The organism is Oceanobacillus kimchii X50 (assembly GCF_000340475.1).
Lineage (GTDB): Bacteria > Bacillota > Bacilli > Bacillales > Amphibacillaceae > Oceanobacillus > Oceanobacillus kimchii.
In genome coordinates this window covers 2,422,921-2,441,169 of the sequence record NZ_CM001792.1, presented here as the reverse complement: position 1 = coordinate 2,441,169, position 18,249 = coordinate 2,422,921, and the positions used below count along the sequence as shown (strand labels likewise).

The 18,249-nt window shown below is 34.8% G+C and carries 19 protein-coding genes and 1 riboswitch; of the genes, 14 read left to right on the top strand and 5 right to left on the bottom strand.

Translation table 11 applies throughout. The annotated features are described in order from the left end of the window. Positions 1 to 115: 115 nt before the first annotated feature. Positions 116 to 1,414: a hemolysin family protein gene (locus C794_RS12695; protein WP_017797516.1), complete on the top strand. Its 1,299-nt coding sequence runs from the start codon at positions 116 to 118 to the stop codon at positions 1,412 to 1,414. Positions 1,415 to 1,653: 239 nt separating this feature from the next. Then, on the top strand, positions 1,654 to 2,457 hold the full coding sequence (locus C794_RS12690) for a VLRF1 family aeRF1-type release factor (RefSeq protein ID WP_017797515.1): 804 nt from the start codon (positions 1,654 to 1,656) through the stop codon (positions 2,455 to 2,457). A gap of 75 nt (positions 2,458 to 2,532) precedes the next feature. Here C794_RS12690 and C794_RS12685 read toward each other — a convergent pair whose 3' ends face one another. The 4 genes from C794_RS12685 to C794_RS12670 form a co-directional block, all read right to left on the bottom strand. Continuing rightward, on the bottom strand, positions 2,533 to 2,994 hold the full coding sequence (locus C794_RS12685; RefSeq protein ID WP_017797514.1) for an SH3 domain-containing protein: 462 nt from the start codon (positions 2,992 to 2,994) through the stop codon (positions 2,533 to 2,535). An 86-nt stretch (positions 2,995 to 3,080) separates the two neighbouring features. After that, a complete protein-coding gene (locus C794_RS12680; RefSeq protein WP_017797513.1) occupies positions 3,081 to 3,494 on the bottom strand; it encodes a Fur family transcriptional regulator in 414 nt (137 codons plus the stop codon). Between the two features lie 14 nt (positions 3,495 to 3,508). Continuing rightward, positions 3,509 to 4,336 (bottom strand): metal ABC transporter permease, encoded by an 828-nt coding sequence (locus C794_RS12675; RefSeq protein ID WP_017797512.1) that lies wholly within the window; start codon positions 4,334 to 4,336, stop codon positions 3,509 to 3,511. Positions 4,337 to 4,351: 15 nt separating this feature from the next. Further along, on the bottom strand, positions 4,352 to 5,110 hold the full coding sequence (locus C794_RS12670) for a metal ABC transporter ATP-binding protein (RefSeq protein ID WP_017797511.1): 759 nt from the start codon (positions 5,108 to 5,110) through the stop codon (positions 4,352 to 4,354). 275 nt (positions 5,111 to 5,385) lie between these two features. Between C794_RS12670 and C794_RS12665 the strand changes: the two genes are divergently transcribed. The 3 genes from C794_RS12665 to C794_RS12655 are packed head-to-tail and all read left to right on the top strand — an operon-like array spanning position 5,386 to position 10,794. After that, on the top strand, positions 5,386 to 7,779 hold the full coding sequence (locus C794_RS12665; protein WP_017797510.1) for a 3-hydroxyacyl-CoA dehydrogenase/enoyl-CoA hydratase family protein: 2,394 nt from the start codon (positions 5,386 to 5,388) through the stop codon (positions 7,777 to 7,779). A 20-nt stretch (positions 7,780 to 7,799) separates the two neighbouring features. Then, complete coding sequence (locus tag C794_RS12660) at positions 7,800 to 8,975, top strand: acetyl-CoA C-acetyltransferase (RefSeq protein ID WP_017797509.1); 1,176 nt, start codon at positions 7,800 to 7,802, stop codon at positions 8,973 to 8,975. 34 nt (positions 8,976 to 9,009) lie between these two features. Next, positions 9,010 to 10,794, top strand: coding sequence for an acyl-CoA dehydrogenase family protein (locus tag C794_RS12655; protein WP_017797508.1), 1,785 nt, complete (start codon positions 9,010 to 9,012; stop codon positions 10,792 to 10,794). Between the two features lie 48 nt (positions 10,795 to 10,842). Here the strand turns inward: C794_RS12655 and C794_RS12650 are convergent, their stop codons facing one another. Further along, a complete protein-coding gene (locus tag C794_RS12650; protein ID WP_017797507.1) occupies positions 10,843 to 11,631 on the bottom strand; it encodes an ion transporter in 789 nt (262 codons plus the stop codon). Between the two features lie 153 nt (positions 11,632 to 11,784). On the opposite strand from C794_RS12650, the gene C794_RS12645 reads away from it, so the two are divergent. The 9 genes from C794_RS12645 to C794_RS20855 all read left to right on the top strand — a co-directional run bounded on the left by C794_RS12645 (position 11,785) and on the right by C794_RS20855 (position 18,149). Further along, positions 11,785 to 12,258: a DinB family protein gene (locus tag C794_RS12645; protein WP_017797506.1), complete on the top strand. Its 474-nt coding sequence runs from the start codon at positions 11,785 to 11,787 to the stop codon at positions 12,256 to 12,258. 910 nt (positions 12,259 to 13,168) lie between these two features. After that, positions 13,169 to 13,525 (top strand): arsenate reductase family protein, encoded by a 357-nt coding sequence (locus C794_RS12635; RefSeq protein WP_017797505.1) that lies wholly within the window; start codon positions 13,169 to 13,171, stop codon positions 13,523 to 13,525. Positions 13,526 to 13,593: 68 nt separating this feature from the next. After that, entirely contained in the window at positions 13,594 to 13,974 is a 381-nt protein-coding gene (gene gcvH / locus C794_RS12630; protein ID WP_017797504.1) for a glycine cleavage system protein GcvH, read from the top strand. A 221-nt stretch (positions 13,975 to 14,195) separates the two neighbouring features. Beyond that, positions 14,196 to 14,552 (top strand): ribonuclease M5, encoded by a 357-nt coding sequence (locus C794_RS12625; protein ID WP_017797503.1) that lies wholly within the window; start codon positions 14,196 to 14,198, stop codon positions 14,550 to 14,552. A gap of 27 nt (positions 14,553 to 14,579) precedes the next feature. Continuing rightward, complete coding sequence (locus C794_RS12620) at positions 14,580 to 14,888, top strand: thioredoxin family protein (protein WP_017797502.1); 309 nt, start codon at positions 14,580 to 14,582, stop codon at positions 14,886 to 14,888. 81 nt (positions 14,889 to 14,969) lie between these two features. Further along, positions 14,970 to 15,068: riboswitch (SAM riboswitch) on the top strand. Positions 15,069 to 15,194: 126 nt separating this feature from the next. Beyond that, positions 15,195 to 16,223, top strand: a complete 1,029-nt coding sequence (locus tag C794_RS12615; protein WP_017797501.1) for a methionine ABC transporter ATP-binding protein — start codon at positions 15,195 to 15,197, stop codon at positions 16,221 to 16,223. Beyond that, positions 16,213 to 16,881, top strand: coding sequence for a methionine ABC transporter permease (locus tag C794_RS12610; RefSeq protein WP_017797500.1), 669 nt, complete (start codon positions 16,213 to 16,215; stop codon positions 16,879 to 16,881). Before C794_RS12615 ends, C794_RS12610 begins: the two co-directional genes overlap by 11 nt. Before the next feature lie 73 nt (positions 16,882 to 16,954). Further along, positions 16,955 to 17,794 (top strand): MetQ/NlpA family ABC transporter substrate-binding protein, encoded by an 840-nt coding sequence (locus C794_RS12605; protein WP_017797499.1) that lies wholly within the window; start codon positions 16,955 to 16,957, stop codon positions 17,792 to 17,794. A 178-nt stretch (positions 17,795 to 17,972) separates the two neighbouring features. Beyond that, positions 17,973 to 18,149 (top strand): YuzK family famiily protein, encoded by a 177-nt coding sequence (locus C794_RS20855; protein WP_017797498.1) that lies wholly within the window; start codon positions 17,973 to 17,975, stop codon positions 18,147 to 18,149. The last annotated feature ends 100 nt before the right edge of the window (positions 18,150 to 18,249 follow it).

Genomic DNA, 18,249 nt, shown 5'->3' with positions numbered 1-18,249 from the left:
AGGCTGTCATTCTACCTATTTGGTTGAATCACCAACGTGCTTATTACTAACAGAATTATTTTAAAGTAAATCAGGAGGTGAAATCCTTGTGCCATTCTTGGTACAGGGATCTTAATTGGACATATCGACGATTATTAATTTAACTGCGGTTGCAATATTAATCGCATTAACCGCTTTTTTTGTAATGTCAGAATTTGCTATTGTTAAAATTCGAAGTACGCAATTAGAACCACATATAGAACAAGGTAAGAAACGTGCTATTTATGCAAAAAGGGTAGTGACACATTTAGATGAATACTTATCTGCCTGTCAGTTGGGTATCACAATCACTGCACTCGGTATTGGACGTTTAGCAGAACCGACTTTTGAACGGATGTTGCACCCAGTACTAGAGGATTTTAATTTAAGTAGCGCTGTCGTTACAACAGCTTCTATTGCAATTTCGTTTGCTTTTGCAACATTTCTACATGTGGTTGTTGGGGAGCTTGCTCCGAAGACATTAGCAATTCAAAAGGCAGAAAAAGTCACATTATTCGTTGCAAGGCCATTAACTTGGTTCTATCGATTACTTTTCCCTTTTATTTGGTTCTTAAATGGTTCAGCAAGGTTGCTTACCAAAGCAGTTGGGCTTAAGCCAATGAGTGGACATGAAGATACTCACACAGAAGAGGAATTAAGACTTATTCTAGCAGACAGTTACAAAAGTGGTGAAATTAATCAATCAGAAATGATGTACGTGAATAACATTTTTGATTTTGATGAAAGAGTAGCAAGAGAAATTATGGTGCCACGTACGGAAATGGTATATTTCTCAAAAGAAGATAGTTTCGAGGCAAATTTGGAGATCATTCGTGAAGGACAATTTACGAGGTATCCTGTGGCTGATGAAGACAAGGATAATATTATTGGATTAGTGAATTTAAAAGAAGTCTTTACTGGACAATTAGATAATGACAAACCAAATTCTATTGAACAGTTTATTCGTCCAATTATCCATGTTTCCGAGGCTACACCAATAAAACAACTTTTACTAAAAATGCAGAAAGAACGTATTCATATGGCGATCGTGAATGATGAATATGGTGGTACGGCAGGATTAGTAACGGTAGAAGATATTCTAGAGGAAATTGTTGGAGATATTCGTGATGAGTTTGATGAAGATGAAACTCCGGATTTTGAATCGGTAGATGAAAATACATTCCTTGTATCAGGAAGACTAAGTTTAGATGAAATTAATCAACGTTTAAATATCTATTTAGAAGACGATGAAGTAGATACAATTGGTGGATGGTTCTTTACTCATAATTTAGAAGCTGATGTTGGCACTGTTATGGAATATGAAGGACATGAATTTGCACTTATTGAAAAAGATGGCTTCCAAATTAAACGAGTTAAAATAACAAAAATAGCTTAAAGGATTATAAAAGCTTCGTGTGTAGAATAACTCTACTGCGAAGCTTTTTATATTTTTCAAACATTGATTTTTCCACCAACTGTAGATATTTAACGTGAATGGCTATGATAGATAGATCATAATTAAACTTTATCTTCTTAGCTGCTATAAATAATCATTCAACTACCTAAAATATGAAGTTTAGTATTTCGTTATGACGGTTACATAACAAGTACAATCATTTTAGGAGGTGTCCTATCTTGGATATTCAGAAAAAGATAAAAAAACTTGAATATATGCAGACAGAAGGAAGTAACAAAATATTTACGATGTATCTAAATACAGATTTAAGTGATCCGGATCAACAAGGTGGAGAATGGAAGATTCATCTTAAAAATGGAATGAGGAATTTTGAACAATACCTTGAAGAGGGAGATAATAAAGAAGAATTAGAGAACTTTCGAGAAGTAAAACAGAAAGTAGATGATTACATTAAGGAATATGAAAAAAGTTTAAAGAGAGGCCTTATTGTATTTGCTACAGCTGATGAATCGATTTGGTTTGCTGAACGTGTACAAATGAGATTAGATGATGAATTTTATTGGCAGGAAACCCCTGAGCTAAATCAATTGAAAATCCTCGGAGAAAAATATCCACAAACAGGGATTATTCTAGTTCAGCAAAATTATATTAAACTACTAGACACAAACTTAAATATGCTTAAAGATACTGTAGGCTATGAATTAGATGTAGAAGAGGAAACTTGGAGAACAATGCAAGGGCCACGTCAAGGGAATTCTACTACAGGTCTTGGTTCTGGAAATTTACAAAAGGATCACTTTGAAGCAAGATATGAAGCGAACCAACAGCGTTGGTATAAAAGTATTGCAGGTAAATTAGATAAACAGGCGAAGGACAGAGATTGGAAAAAAATATTTATTGTAGGGGAAGCACCTGCATCAAAAGAATTATCAAATCAAATGAATAAAGAAATTGACGAGGTTATTCTTAAAAATATGCTAGAGCACGAAGAAAGTAAAGTAATGCAAGAGGTATTAGCATAGAAATTAGTCGTCGAGCCATTATTAAAAAAATCGACCAGAAATTCCTACAAAAGGATAGCTGGTCGATTTTACATTTTAATTATCAATCGGGTCTAGAAAATTTCGATTAACATACCCTGTAATATTTTCATACTCTATTTCAATCCACTCGTTACCATCATCGTACACTTTTACAATATCACCAGTAGCTAATGTTCCAGAAATTTGATGGTCTGTACTTGGACCGCTCCGAACATTTAATAAGTCTGCATTAACGATTCGATCTTCTTCTACAGTTTCATCTGGTTCTGACTCACTATCGCTTCCATCGTTAGAGTCTTCTTTCTCTTTATCATCAGATTCTTCCTGTTGCTTATCTTCTTCATCAATAACTACATTTTGAGGTTTGTTATCATGCTCATCTGCTTGTTTTGCCCTAGAGTGCCCATGATTTTCAAATTCTGGATTATTAAATTGATCTTGCATCATTACTACAAATAAAACAAAAGCAGTACTAGCTATTATAAGTAGTAATATCCCCATTTTCTTTTTATCCATCATTCACTTCTCCCAGAAATAGTATCTAAACGTAGTATACATGGAAAAGTAAGAATAGGAAATGTTATATGGTGAATTTTAGCAAATTAAGCACCTTTACATAGTGGACAGAGTCCATATATTTCAAATTTATGATCTTCAATGACATAATTCGTCAATGATTTTTCTGCAGAATCCATTGGACAAATTTGTATCTCTTTTGTTTTACCACATTCATTACATATAAAGTGATGATGGTGATGGTGCGTACAATTCATACGAAAATGTTTTTCACCATTTAAGTCAGTTGACTCTAAAATACCAAGAGAGTGATATAAATGTAGATTACGGTATATGGTATCAAAACTTACACTATCAAAACTTTTTTCTAAATGAGATATGAGGTCTTTTGCAGAACGATAACCATCGACATCTTCGAAAAACTCTAAAATGTCTTTTCTTTTACCAGTTGCTTTATAACCTTTATCTTTTAAAACGCCCATTGCTTCTTGAAGATTCATGTTATAGCCCCCGTTTACTTAGATTGAAGCTTTTTAATTCCTATAGCTACTAATAATATGATAATAGCTATCATTACTATTGTACCACCTGGAGGGATATCTAAATAGTACCCTGAAATTATTCCAAGTATAACAGATAATTCCCCAAAAATAACGGAGTACAGTATCATTTGTTTAAAACCTTTGGCTAAACGCATGCTAGCTGCTACTGGTAATGTCATTAGAGCAGATACCAGTAATACCCCAACAATTCGAATAGATGCAGCAATCACTAATGCTGTTAAGACAATAAAAAGTAAATGAATCCATTTTGCATGTAGCCCTGATATTACTGATTGTTCTTCATCAAAAGATAATGAAAACAATTCTTTGTAAAATAAAATAATGATAGATACAACAATAATTGAGATGATTAATATTGATGTAAAATCGTTTTGGCTAACAGCAGAAACAGATCCAAATAAATAATTAAATAAATCATTATTAAACCCGTCAGCTATTGATATAAAAATAACACTTAATCCTACTCCAGCAGACAAGATAATCGGAATAGCAATTTCTTGATATGCTTTATAAACGGTTCGGAGTTTTTCAATTAAGACAGAACCTGCTACGGAAAAGACCATCCCACTATAGATAGGTGAGAGCATCAAACCGAATTTTTTTTCCGCCATAAGACCGAAAGCGATTCCTGCAAGTGTTACATGAGATAACGCATCTGCTATCAAAGATAATCTACGAACGACAATAAATGTTCCGAGTAAAGGAGCAATTAAACCTATTAAAATACCAGTTAAAAACGTGTATCGTAAGAAAGGATATTGTAAAAAATCTATAAGCATATTTCACCCCTCCAATTATGAATGCTGATGACTTACTAGATTAACCGGATGTCCATAAAAATTGGAGAAGTCCTTTTCTGTAAGTGAAGCATATTCTTCCGGATTACCATGGAAGTGCAATGTTTTATTTAAACACACTATATCAGTAGCGTATTCTGTCATCGTACCTGTATCATGTGTTACTAAGAGTAATGTTTTATTGTGCCGTTGATGAAGTTCATGCAATAATTCATAGAATCTACGAACATGTTCATAATCTATCCCTACAGTGGGCTCATCAAGAATAAGGAGCTCTGGATCACTAACAAGTGCACGAGCAATAAATATTCTCTGTTGTTGGCCACCAGAAAGATTACCGATGTTTTCATGAGCATATTCGGTCATGTCTACCTGATCTATTGCATGATAGACCTTTTGTTTATGCTTTTTTGACGGGAAGCGAAAATAGCCAATTTGCGACGTAAGACCTGATGAGACAACTTCAAAAACTGTTGCTGGAAATCCCTTATTAAAGGAATTTGCTTTTTGAGAAACAAATCCAATTTTATTCTTATCTTTCAATTTTTGAATGGGCTGTCCAAAGACTTCAATTGTTCCATTATCTGCCTTACTAAGGCCCAATATTAAACGAATTAAAGTAGTTTTACCTCCACCATTTGGTCCAACTAATCCCATAAATGCACCTTGTGGGATTTCAAAATTTATATTGTCTAAAACGATTCTTGTATCATAACGAAAATTAAGATTGTGCATAGATACGACAGGGGACTTCATAAGAATCCTCCTTTTTTAATTTAGTTTCATATGGAATTGATTCGATTTGTAAATAATTGTACCTAATTATAATAGCGTAATGATTAAGAAATGTAAATAGGAATCGTTACGAATAAGTGAAACTTCTAAAGAAACCCTTTACAAAAAATCAATTAAATTTATTGCGAAATATCTGATATTGATTTATAGTTATAAATAAGGATATGTAAATGTCTTTTATTTTTTTACACAAAAATGAATGAACGTTCATTCAAATAGGATTGGGGGAGAAATTTGTGACATATTCCATAAAAAGTGCAGCAGTATTAGGATCTGGTGTCATGGGATCGGGTATTGCAGCTCATTTAGCAAATATCGGAATACCAGTAACAATGCTAGATGTTGTACCAAATGAATTAACGAAAGAAGAAGAGACTGAAGGATTAACATTAGAAGATCGAAAAGTAAGAAATAGAATCGCCGAGCAAAGTAAAAAGAAATTATCGAAACAAAAACCCTCACCAATTACAACAAAACAGAGTTTAAATCTAATTCACATTGGTAATTTAGAAGATGATATCGAAAAATTATCTGAAGTGGACTGGATAATCGAGGTAGTTGTTGAAAATCTTGATATAAAGAAAAAAGTGTTTACTAACGTAGATAAATATCGAAAAGAAGGTACGATTGTTAGTTCAAATACTTCGGGGATTTCTGTTGAAGCCATGATTGAAGATTGCTCTGAAGATATGAAGAAACAATTCCTTGGGACACATTTCTTTAATCCGCCAAGATACTTGAAACTGTTAGAAGTAATTCCGACACAACACACTGATTCTAGCGTTCTATCATTTATGAAGCAATTCAGTGAAGATGTGTTAGGAAAAGGTGTTGTGGAAGCAAAAGATACACCTAATTTTATTGCTAATCGTATTGGGACATATGGATTATTAGTAACTGTCCGTGAAATGCAAAAGGGCGGTTATAGTGTAGGAGAAGTGGATTCTGTTACAGGTCCATTAATTGGAAGACCGAAGAGTGCGACATTCCGGACGCTCGACGTAGTAGGACTTGATACATTTTACCATGTTGCAAAAAATGTCTATGACCAGGTGATTCATAAAGAAGAAAAAGCCGTCTTCGAGATTCCAGCTTTTGTAAGTCAAATGATAGAAAAAGGTTGGATTGGAGCAAAAAAACGTAAAGGATTTTACGAAAAACAAAAAGACGGAAAAATTTATGAAATCATTCCAGAAACATTGGAGTTTCAAGAACGAAAGAAATTAAAGTCAGCTGCTGTTGAAATGGCAAAGCAACAAAAAGGTTCTAAACGCAAATTGAAAGCGCTTGTAGACGCTAAGGGAGATCGTGCTAGTGACTTAGTTTGGTCAGTACTAAAATCTAGCTTGTTATATTCGGCAGAGTTACTTGGAGAAATCGCAGATGACATCGTATCGATTGACCAAGCTATGAAGTGGGGGTTTGGTTGGGAGTTAGGCCCATTTGAATCTTGGGATGCGATTGGAGTTAGAGATTCTGTTGAACGAATGAAAGCAGAAGGAGAAGCTATTCCAACTTGGGTCAAAAATATGTTGGATAAAGGGTATGAAACCTTTTATCAAAAGGATAATGGAAATACTCTTTACTATGATAATGGTGAGTATAAACAACAAGTTGTTAATGATAAAGAGATAAACATTCGCTCATTAAAGGAACAAAAAGGCGTCATTAAGAAAAATACTGGTGCTAGTTTAATTGATATGGGTGATGGTGTTGCGCTTTTAGAATTTCATTCCCAAAGTAATGCCATTGGCTTAGATATTATACAAATGGTTAATTTTGCAGTTGAAGAAGTGAATAAAAATTATAAAGGTCTTGTAATAGGGAACCAAGGAAAGAATTTCTGTGTTGGGGCTAACCTAGCGATGATGTTAATGGAAGCACAAGATGATAATTTCTTTGAATTAGATATGGTCATTCGTCAGTTTCAAAACATGACAATGAATATTAAGTATTCCGACCGCCCAGTAGTTGTAGCAACTTTTAACATGACTCTTGGTGGTGGTGCAGAAGTGTCTTTACCTGCAGCAGCTATCCAAGCCTCTCCGGAGACTTATATTGGACTCGTAGAATTTGGTGTTGGTTTAATTCCTGGAGGCGGTGGAACGAAAGAACTTTATTTAAAAGAACTTCGTCATATGCCTAAAGGAATAGACTTTGATTTAACTAAAGTTGCGAATAATGTTTTTGAGAAAGTAGCAACGGCTAAAGTTTCTACTTCAGCTGCAGAAGGAATTGAAAATGGATTTTTAAATAGTAACGATAGAATAAGTGCTAACCCAGATCATGTTCTATATGATGCTAAACAAAGAGTTATCAGTTTATATGATGGTGGTTATAAGAAACCCCAACGTGAGAAAATTCCGGTTGTTGGTGATGCTGGTTATGCAGCGATGTTAATGGGAGCAAAGTCATTGCAATTTAGTGGATATGCTTCGGAACATGATGTGAAAATTGCAGAGAAATTGGCTTATGTATTATCAGGGGGAAGAATAAAAGAAGGTACGGAAATAGATGAGCAAGTAATGCTTGACCTAGAACGTGAGGCATTTTTAAGTCTAATAGCTGAACCACTGACACAACAACGTATGCAACACATGTTAGTTAAAGGGAAACCATTACGTAACTAATCGATAAAGGGGGATAAATCGTGAAGGAAGCAGTTATTGTTGCTGGTGCGAGAACACCAGTCGGAAAAGCTAATAAAGGTTCACTAGCAAATGTTCGTCCAGATGATTTGGCAGCATTAACAATAAAAGAAACATTAAAGCGCGCTGGGGATTACAATGGGAATATTGATGATGTCATTATCGGATGTGCAACTCCTGAAGCAGAACAAGGAATGAACATGGCAAGAAATGTTGCGGGTCTTGCAGGACTGAAAAATGATGTTCCAGGAATTACAATAAATCGCTATTGTTCTTCAGGACTGCAAAGTATTGCATACGGCGCTGAAAGAATTATGGTTGGTGCAAGCGATACGATTATTGCTGGTGGAGCAGAGTCAATGAGCATGTTACCTATGGGGGGACATGTACTAAAGCCGAATTCTAAACTAGTAGAAAGTGCTCCAGGTTACTACATGGGAATGGGGCACACAGCAGAAGAAGTAGCAAATCGTTTTAGTATATCAAGAGAGGATCAAGATGCTTTTGCAGTTCAAAGTCATCAACGAGCAGCCAAAGCTTTAGAAGAAGGGAAATTTAAGGACGAAATTGTACCTGTTGAAGTAAGTCAAAGGCTAATTGGTAATAAGAACAAAGTAGAAAAGAAAAGTTTCACTTTTAATCAAGATGAAGGTGTACGTGTAGGAACAACTTCCGAAATCTTAAGTAAATTACGACCTGCATTTCATGTAAAGGGATCTGTAACTGCAGGAAATGCTTCGCAAATGAGTGATGGAGCTGCTTCGGTATTATTAATGGAAAGAGAAAAAGCAGAAGCGGAAGGTTTAACTCCAATATTGAAGTTTCGCTCCTTTGCCGTTGCAGGTGTTGAACCAGAAATTATGGGTGTGGGTCCAGTAGAAGCAATTCCGAAAGCATTGAAAATAGCAGGACTCGAATTATCAGATATTGGGTTGTTTGAATTGAACGAAGCTTTTGCTTCTCAATCTTTACGCGTAATTCAAGCTTTAGATTTAGATACGGATAAAGTGAATGTAAATGGTGGAGCAATTGCCCTAGGACATCCATTGGGCTGTACAGGGACCAAACTTACTTTGACATTAATGCATGAAATGAAACGAAGAAATGAACAGTTTGGTGTAGTTACGATGTGTATTGGTGGCGGTATGGGAGCTGCTGGAGTATTCGAATTACTTTAGTTTAAAAAAACCAATAATGGAGAGGGAGAAAAACATGAGTGAAACAAAAGAAAAAATATTCAAAGGTGGAGCATTTTTAGTTGAGGATATAACAGGAGAAGACATTATTACACCAGAAGATTTTACAGATGAGCACAAGATGATAGCAAAAACTACAATAGATTTTGTTTTAGGAGAAGTCGTGCCAAAAATTGATAATTTGGAGAACCATGAGTTTGAGCATTCTGTTGATTTATTGAAGAAAGCGGGAGATTTAGGATTACTTGGAGCTGACGTACCAGAAGAATATGGCGGGCTTGCTTTAGATAAAATTAGCTCTTCTTTAATTACAGAGAAGTTTTCACGTGCAGGTGGGTTCTCTGTAACACATGGGGCACATGTTGGAATCGGTTCTTTGCCTATTGTGTTTTTCGGTAATGAAGTACAAAAAGAAAAATACTTGCCAAAACTTGCCACTGGAGAGCTCTTAGCAGCATATGCATTAACTGAACCAAGTTCTGGGTCAGATGCTTTAGGAGCAAAAACAACTGCAAAATTAAATGACGCAGGTACGCACTATATCCTTAATGGTGAAAAACAATGGATTACAAACTCTGCATTTGCTGACGTATTCGTAGTTTATGCAAAAATTGACGGAGAACATTTTACAGCATTTATTGTAGAAAGAGAATATCCTGGCGTATCTACTGGTCCGGAGGAAAAGAAAATGGGAATTAAGAGTTCCTCTACTCGTACACTAGTTTTGGAAGATGCAGAAGTTCCAGTAGAGAACTTATTAGGAGAAAAAGGGCGAGGTCATGTTATCGCATTTAATATTTTAAATGTTGGTCGTTATAAACTTGCTGTAGGTGGAGTTGGTGGATCCAAACGCGCGATTGAATTAGCTTCGAAGTATACAAATGAAAGAAAACAATTTAATACACCAATTTCTAGCTTTAATCTAACAAAAGAAAAGCTTGCGACAATGGCAGCAGGTATTTATGCAAATGAAAGTTCAGTTTATCGTACAGTTGGATTATTTGAACAACGGATGGGAGCATTGACAGATGAGCAATTAAAAGATGGGCGAGAAGTTGCTCGTGCAATTGCCGAATATCAGATTGAATGTTCCATGACAAAATATATGGCTACAGAACTATTAGATTATGTAGTTGATGAAGCTGTACAAATGCATGGAGGATATGGATTTATGCAGGAATATGAAGTGGAACGCGCATATCGTGATTCTCGCATTAACCGTATATTTGAAGGTACGAATGAGATTAACCGTCTGTTAGTTCCTGGTACACTACTTAAGAAAGCATTAAAAGGTGAGTTGCCACTATTACAAAAAGCACAAGGTTTGCAAGAAGAATTAATGATGATGATGCCTGAAGAGATAGGAACAGAAGCACTAGAACAAGAAAAATATTTACTCAAAAATGCGAAGAAAATGATTTTACTAGGAGCTGGCCTGGCAGCACAAAAATACGGTCAAAAATTAGATCGTGAACAAGAAATTCTTGTTAACCTTGCTAATATGGTTGCAGAAGTATTTAATATGGAGTCAGCAATTCTTCGTACAGAAAAGGCAATTTCTAAAGTTGGTGAAGAAAAATCGAAACAAAAGCTACTATATACAGAGGTCTATGTACAAGAAGCATTTAATCGTATTGAGGCAGAGGCGAAAGATATTCTTGTAACAGTAGAAGATGGTGATACTCTTCGAATGATGCTTTCATCATTACGTAAACTAACTCGTCATACACCAATTAATGTTGTACAGAAAAAACGTGAAATAGCAGCTCGAATTATTGAGGAAGAGAAATATGTAATTTAATTCTAAGTTAAAAGACCCATCTCACTTTAGAGTTGGGTCTTTACATGGTTAATCTTTATGCTGTTGTTTAAGTAATTTTTTAATTTCCTCCATGTCTTTTTCCATTTTTTCTAATTTAATATCAGTAGGAGAAGGAGACTCTTCACGACTTGCTTCTTCCACATTATTCACAACAACACCTACAAATAAATTGATAATGACAAATGCCCCAATTAAAATAAATGTAACAAAATACCACCATGACGTCGGATCTTGATCTAGTATAGGATACATCACCCCACTTGCCCATGATTCAAGCGTAATTACTTGAAAGAGTGTCAATAACGTACGATGAAGTGATCCAAAATACTCTGGAGAAATTGATTGGAATAACATTGTGCCAATAACTCCATATACATAGAAAAATAACCCTAATAAAAGCATAATCGTACCCATTGAAGGGATTGTTAGCAGCAAGGCATTGACCATCTTTCTTAATGAAGGAATGATAGATATCGCTCTCAATACACGAAGCACACGTAGTATTCGTAACACCATTACGTAACTTGAACCAGCTAGAATGATACTGCTTAACACTATAATTAAATCAAATACATTCCATGGTTCGGTGAAGAAACTTTTCAAAGTGGAACTGCCAATTAAACGAATAATAATTTCGAGAGTGAAAACTGTTAGTAATGTCCAATCTGCCCAAATAATAAAGGTAGAAAATTGCGCAAAAAAAGGATAGGTCTCTAATCCGACCAAAATTGCATTTAATATAATAAGTCCAATAATAATATTTAAAAATATATTACTATTGGCGATTTTTGCACATTGTTTGTGTATTGTTCTCATTCTTTAATTTTTTCCTCCTGTATTTATGTATGTTACTATTGTACGCTGTAGATGACGTGATGTCACTCAAATAATTAAAGTAGATGATTGGATATTAAAATACGAAATGTGGTAGCATACAGTTATGAATATGAACGGGAGGGAAAAATTACAATGTATCGTAGAGTAACTGATTTTTTGAATGAATGGAGTCAATCCGCAGATGGTACAGCAAAAGTAATCAACAATTTAACAGATAAAAAACTTGATCAATCAATTGTTGAAAATCATAGTACACTTGGTTGGTTAGGTTGGCATTTAGTTAACAGTCCTGCTTTTTTTGGGAAATTAGTTGGCCTGGATATTGATTTGTCACATGATCCAGATCAAGTCCCTGAAAAAGCGAAAGACATAGCAGAAGCATATAATAAAATGGTTCAGATGGTAAAAGATCAGGTAGAACAACAACTTACTGATGAAGCGTTAAATGAACAAGTGGACAGTTTTGGTACACCTATCCCTCGTGGTGCGATACTAAGAAAGATGGTTGATCATCAAACACATCATCGTGGTCAAATGACTGTGTTATTAAGACAAGCTGGTTTATCTGTACCTGGTGTTATGGGGCCAACAAAAGAAGACCAATAAGTTCTAGTTTAAATTTTACTTATCATAATAATTAAAATATGGTATATTATAGATAGAGAGTAAGACGATAAATAAAAAGTCGTCTCATGTAACTAAACATGAGACGACTTCCAATAGACCAACCCCAAAAGCGGGGAAGGCACACCGAAGGCAATAATCCCTCAGCGCCGGGCTAAAGCACATGAGGGGTTATTTTTTTTGGTTGATCTCGGACATAATAAACGCAATCAGTGTTCCAAAAGAAATCATAAGCGTCAATACGCCTTCCATATCCATAGGCACCACCCCCCTTCAAAGGAAATACCTTTAAAGGAAATGTGTGTACCTAGCACCCTCATGTGAAGCCGGTCTATTATAGTAATAGTGTAACATATATAAACAGAATTCATTCTAGTCTATTTGTTGTGTTTTTAATAATATATCAATATTTTAGTGGACCAAAACTGTTTACAGTATGTTTAGGCCATTTTGTCGTGCCAATATTAGCTAGTTCAATAGCAACTTGTTTTGGTCTTCATTCTCATCCTTCACCTCGTATAGCTACTCTGATAAATAACCTACCATTGCATAACTTGCAAATATGGTATTCTCCACAAATAAATCTTTAGTAAATGACTACATAAAGACTCCTACAAAAATTGAACTCCAACATATGTAAGCAAATATTTAAAGTTGAATCAGATCAAACTTATTTTTTCACCGTTTGTTATTTCGAATTAGCTTGATAAAGAGAAAGTAATTTCTTGGTTATATCTTTTGTCACTTGTTCCAGGTGATATTTCACCTATAGATGAGAGATACGTTTTCAATTAGGAGTTATTTTGTTTTTTTAAACTCATACCAACTAGATGTATAACGAAATCAAATGTGGTAAAATGTCCACGATAAGAAAACATGTAGGAGGAATATGATGGCTATAAAATTTTATTGGTATCCTAATTGTGGCACATGTAAGAAAGCAAAAAAATGGTTTGATGATAATCAAATAGACTATGAAGCAATACATATTGTGAACGAGACTCCTTCTTCTGATCAGATTCAAAATTGGATGGATATCAGTGAGTTTCCTGCAAAGAAATTTTTCAATACAAGCGGGAAAAAGTATCGGGAACTTAATATTAAAGATAAAGTCAATCAGTTATCCGAGAAAGAGATAGCAGATTTATTAAGTTCGGATGGTATGCTAATTAAACGCCCGATTGTTACGGACGGGAAAAATCTAACAATTGGGTTTAAAGAAGATTCCTTTGAAAAGGTTTGGAAGTAATTTTAACTAGAAAAATGATATTATAGATTGTATAGTTAAAATGGAATGATAATTTGGAGGGATTGTTTATGAGTTTGCCACAAGATTTATTGTATTCTAAAGAGCACGAATGGGTAAAACAAGAAGATGGGAAATTACGCATCGGGATTACAGACTTTGCTCAAGATGAATTGGGAGACATTGTGTTTGTCGAACTTCCTGAAATTGGGGAAGAGTTAAAAGCTGATGAACCCTTTGGGAGTGTAGAGTCTGTAAAGACAGTATCTGAACTCTATGCACCAGTAAGTGGAAAAGTAGTCGAAATCAACGATGAGTTGGAAGATAGCCCAGAGTATGTTAATGAATCTCCATATGAAAAAGCTTGGATGATTGTGATTGAACCATCCGACGAAAAGGAACTTGAAGAATTATTATCTGCAGAGAAATACGAGGCGTTTATTCAAGACTAATTTTTAGGCTGACAATTACACGTTATTTGTGTATAGTCAGCCTTTGTTTTATCATATAATGATAATATACAAATACTAGCTTATATTTCGATTAATGTATCAGTGAAGACGGTTTAAGTGTTTTGAGAATCGAATTATCATAAGTTTTATGGGAGATCTTTATTCCAAATCAAGTCGTGCTAAATAAGCATGTTTCTTGCTTACATAAGGAGTGCTATGCGATGATGACAAATGAATCTAATAAAGTAATAATTGTAGAAGGTTTGTCGGATAAACGACAGATTGAAAAAATCATTGATGATCATGTTATAATCGTTTGTACAAATGGGACTTTAGGTGTTGAAAAACTAGATGAACTACTAGAAACGTATCAATTAGATGAAAAAGATGTCTATATATTAGTAGATGAGGACCCTTCTGGTATGAAATTGAGAAAACAATTAGCGAGGGAATTACCTCATGCAGAACATATTTATGTGAGCAGTGAGTATCGCGAAGTTGCGGCTACACCTATGAAAGTTTTAGCTAATGTATTAATCGGAGCGAGATTTACAGTCCACCCATCTTATTTAATATAAAGAAAAGAACGATAAAGGTGATATATTATGAAGGAATGGAATAAACAAATGGAACGAGGTGTGATATATATTTACACACCATTTTGTGGAACTTGTTCGGTTGCGAGGGCGATGTTGGATAATATTGAACGACTTCACCAACAAGACATTTTTCACGAAATAAACGCATCTATTCACCCTGAATATATGCAGAACAACCAAATTGAAAGTGTACCATGCTTATTATTTATGGAAAATGGGGAAATTGTCGAAAGAATATATACGTTTTATTCAACTGCAAATATATATGATTATTTGATAAAATATCAACCAGAATTATTTTCAAATGCGACGTAATTTATTGATTGACAGTCCTATAAGCGCGTGCTAAGATAGGTACACTGAATTAATTAAAAATAACCATTAAAAATATGATATCTCTTATCTAGAGCGGTGGAGGGACTGGCCCTTTGAAACCGCGGCAACCTTCATAATTAATGAAAGGTGCCAATTCCTGCAGAAAATGAAAGATGAGAGAACGTCAGACGATATACGATAAGTACGTACGTCTTTCTGTTCTCTTACAGAAAGGCGTTTTTATTTTGACGAATTTTGGAGAAACTAAACGAAATGGTTGTTGGAGAGTAAGAGGAGGAATAAAGATTGATATCCATAGAAGGGTTAAGTAAAGTATTTTCATTAAATAAAAAAGACATCAAAGCTGTAGACTCATTGACCCTCAATATTGAAGATGGCGATATTTATGGCGTAATCGGTTATAGTGGAGCCGGAAAGAGTACGTTTGTACGTTTAATAAATCGACTAGAGGAACCTACATCTGGAAAAGTAACAATAGGAGATCAAATAATCACGGAATTAAATAAAAGTGATCTTCGTGTTGCACGACAAGATATAGGTATGATATTTCAACATTTTAATTTATTATGGTCACGTACGGTAGAGGACAATATTGGGTTTCCTTTAGAAATTGCTGGTGTTGATAAGCAAGAAAGAAAACGTAGAGTAAAAGAATTAATTGGATTAGTTGGTCTTGAAGGTAGAGAGAAATCATATCCTTCACAATTAAGCGGCGGACAAAAACAGCGTGTTGGAATTGCTAGAGCCCTAGCGAATTCCCCTAAAGTATTACTATGTGATGAAGCTACTTCTGCTCTAGATCCAGAAACGACTAATCAAATCTTATCATTATTACAAGACATTAATGAGAAATTAAATTTAACGATAATCTTAATTACCCATGAAATGCATGTTATTCGTAAAATTTGTAATCGTGTAGCTGTAATGGAGCAAGGAAAAGTAGTAGAAGAGGGACAAGTCCTAGATGTGTTTACAAATCCGAAACAATCAGTGACTAGAAAGTTCGTTGAACAGGTTATGAGTTCTAATGAGGATAGTGATATGTCAACGATCGTTGAAAATTATCCGAATGGGGTTTTATATCGAATTCATTTCTTAGGGGAGACTACAAATCAAACCTTAATCAGTCAGATAGCTAAACAATTTTCTGTAGATTTAAATATTATCCAAGGAAATATCACACAGACACAAGCAGGCAGCTATGGAGCATTGGTAGTTCAAGTAACGGGGAACGACAGTGAAATTGAACGAGCTAGAAGCTTTATCGAGAGTCAAGAGTCTGTTGAATTGGAGGTAATTCAACATGCTAAGTAGTTTATTTGAAGGGATCAAAATAGAAGATTTAATCGAAGCAACCTATGAGACGTTCTACATGACACTTATCTCAATGGTAGGAACAGCAATTTTTGGGATTTTGCTTGGGTTACTATTATTCCTAACTTCAAAAGGTAATATTTGGGAAAATCGAGTTGTGAATAATATTGTTGCAGCCTTTGTAAACATCTTCAGAGCTATACCATTTATTATACTAATTTTATTGCTATTCCCGTTTACCGATTTTCTAATGGGAACGATTCGTGGTCCTAATGCTGCTTTGCCAGCACTTATTATTGGATCTGCTCCATTCTATGCACGATTAGTAGAAATTGCACTTATTGAAGTGGATAAAGGTGTAGTGGAAGCCGCAAAAGCAATGGGAGCAAAGACAAGAACAATAATCTTTAAAGTTTTATTACCTGAATCAAAACCGGCACTCGTGTCTGGAATAACTGTTACAACAATTGCTTTGATAGGATATACCGCTATGGCTGGAGCGATTGGGGCAGGTGGACTTGGAAACTATGCTTATTATTTCGGGTTTCAGCGTCGTGACTTTGATGTTGTGTTATGGTGTACGATTATTATCGTACTTATCGTATTTATATTCCAATTCATCGGGGATGCTATTACTAGAAAACTCGATAAGCGTTAAAGAAGAATTCCTCAGGTAGCTTCACTACTTGTTGAAATAATTAATTAAAATGTTAAAAGGAGAGGACACAGAGATGAAGAAATTATTATTATTGTTAACTATTGCATTTGTGGGGTTATTAGCAGCTTGTGGAACAAGTGATGAAGGTTCATCAGGTGATGAGTCGTCTGATGAAACCACAGAAATATCAGTTGGAGCTTCTAGTGTACCGCATGCGGAAGTTTTAGAAGAAGCAAAGCCATTATTAGAAGAGCAAGGAATTACATTAAATATAGAAGAGTACCAAGATTATATCTTGCCTAATGATGATTTAGCTGATGAACGTATTGATGCAAACTATTTTCAGCATATTCCTTTTCTAGAACAAACAATTGCTGACACAGGTTATGAAATTGAATCTATTGGCGGCATACATGTGGAACCAATGGGTGTATATTCCCAAAATATAACTAGTGTTGAAGAAATCACAGAAGGCACAGAAGTAATTTTAAGTAACTCAGTTGCTGAACACGGACGTATCCTTTCTTTATTTGAAAAAGAAGGCTTAATTAAATTAGATGAAAGTGTAGAAAAGTCTGCAGCAACGATTGATGATATTGCGGAAAATCCGAAGAATCTTCAATTCTCAGCTGAAACAGAACCAGGATTCTTACCTGAGTACTATCATAGTGAAGAAGATGCGCTAGTTGTTATCAATACAAATTATGCTATTGATACTGGTTTAAACCCTTCAGAAGATGCTTTATTTGTTGAAGGTGAAGAATCAGACTATGTAAATGTCATTGCAGTTCGTTCTGAGGATAAGGATAATGAAGCATTAAACGCTCTAGTCGAAGTTTTACAATCAGAAGAAATTCAAAACTTTATCACGGAAAATTATGATGGGGCAGTGGTTCCGACACCAACTAATTAAGTAATTAAGAGTAAAATGTAAGAATTGTATAGAAAAATCAGTTAAAGTGGTTTATTTTAAAAAAAATGAAGTTTTAATAGGAAATCAAGGTTTAAATCCATTTTGTTCGGGAATAGTTTCTGTGTTAACATTTTTAATGTTAACGAATAAGAAAGGATGATTTATTATTACCAGTGGAATGGATTTAACCTTTACTTCGGAAATGCAAAAAGGACTTGGACAATCAAGAGGATTGAATTATGAGGAATATGGAAGAAGTTTAGAAAAACAAATTCATGTTGAGAAACTGCGAGAGAAGGAATACCATGATGCTAAAACAATGGCATCTGAAATAAATTCACAACTACCAAAATAAATCTTAAAGACTGATGTCAATACGACATCAGTCTTTTATAATTACAAACGAAAGGAAATATAGAATTTGTAGGCAATGGATAACTAACTGAATAAACTAC

Bases quoted from the DNA above. Each gene is read 5' to 3' on its own strand.
- C794_RS12685 (WP_017797514.1), bottom strand. From the start codon at position 2,994: ATGGATAAAAAGAAAATGGGGATATTACTACTTATAATAGCTAGTACT.
- C794_RS12680 (WP_017797513.1), bottom strand. From the start codon at position 3,494: ATGAATCTTCAAGAAGCAATGGGCGTTTTAAAAGATAAAGGTTATAAA.
- C794_RS12675 (WP_017797512.1), bottom strand. From the start codon at position 4,336: ATGCTTATAGATTTTTTACAATATCCTTTCTTACGATACACGTTTTTA.
- C794_RS12670 (WP_017797511.1), bottom strand. From the start codon at position 5,110: ATGAAGTCCCCTGTCGTATCTATGCACAATCTTAATTTTCGTTATGAT.
- C794_RS12655 (WP_017797508.1), top strand. From the start codon at position 9,010: ATGAGTGAAACAAAAGAAAAAATATTCAAAGGTGGAGCATTTTTAGTT.
- C794_RS12650 (WP_017797507.1), bottom strand. From the start codon at position 11,631: ATGAGAACAATACACAAACAATGTGCAAAAATCGCCAATAGTAATATA.
- C794_RS12645 (WP_017797506.1), top strand. From the start codon at position 11,785: ATGTATCGTAGAGTAACTGATTTTTTGAATGAATGGAGTCAATCCGCA.
- C794_RS12635 (WP_017797505.1), top strand. From the start codon at position 13,169: ATGGCTATAAAATTTTATTGGTATCCTAATTGTGGCACATGTAAGAAA.
- gcvH (WP_017797504.1), top strand. From the start codon at position 13,594: ATGAGTTTGCCACAAGATTTATTGTATTCTAAAGAGCACGAATGGGTA.
- C794_RS12625 (WP_017797503.1), top strand. From the start codon at position 14,196: ATGATGACAAATGAATCTAATAAAGTAATAATTGTAGAAGGTTTGTCG.
- C794_RS12620 (WP_017797502.1), top strand. From the start codon at position 14,580: ATGAAGGAATGGAATAAACAAATGGAACGAGGTGTGATATATATTTAC.
- C794_RS12610 (WP_017797500.1), top strand. From the start codon at position 16,213: ATGCTAAGTAGTTTATTTGAAGGGATCAAAATAGAAGATTTAATCGAA.
- C794_RS12605 (WP_017797499.1), top strand. From the start codon at position 16,955: ATGAAGAAATTATTATTATTGTTAACTATTGCATTTGTGGGGTTATTA.
- C794_RS20855 (WP_017797498.1), top strand. From the start codon at position 17,973: ATGGATTTAACCTTTACTTCGGAAATGCAAAAAGGACTTGGACAATCA.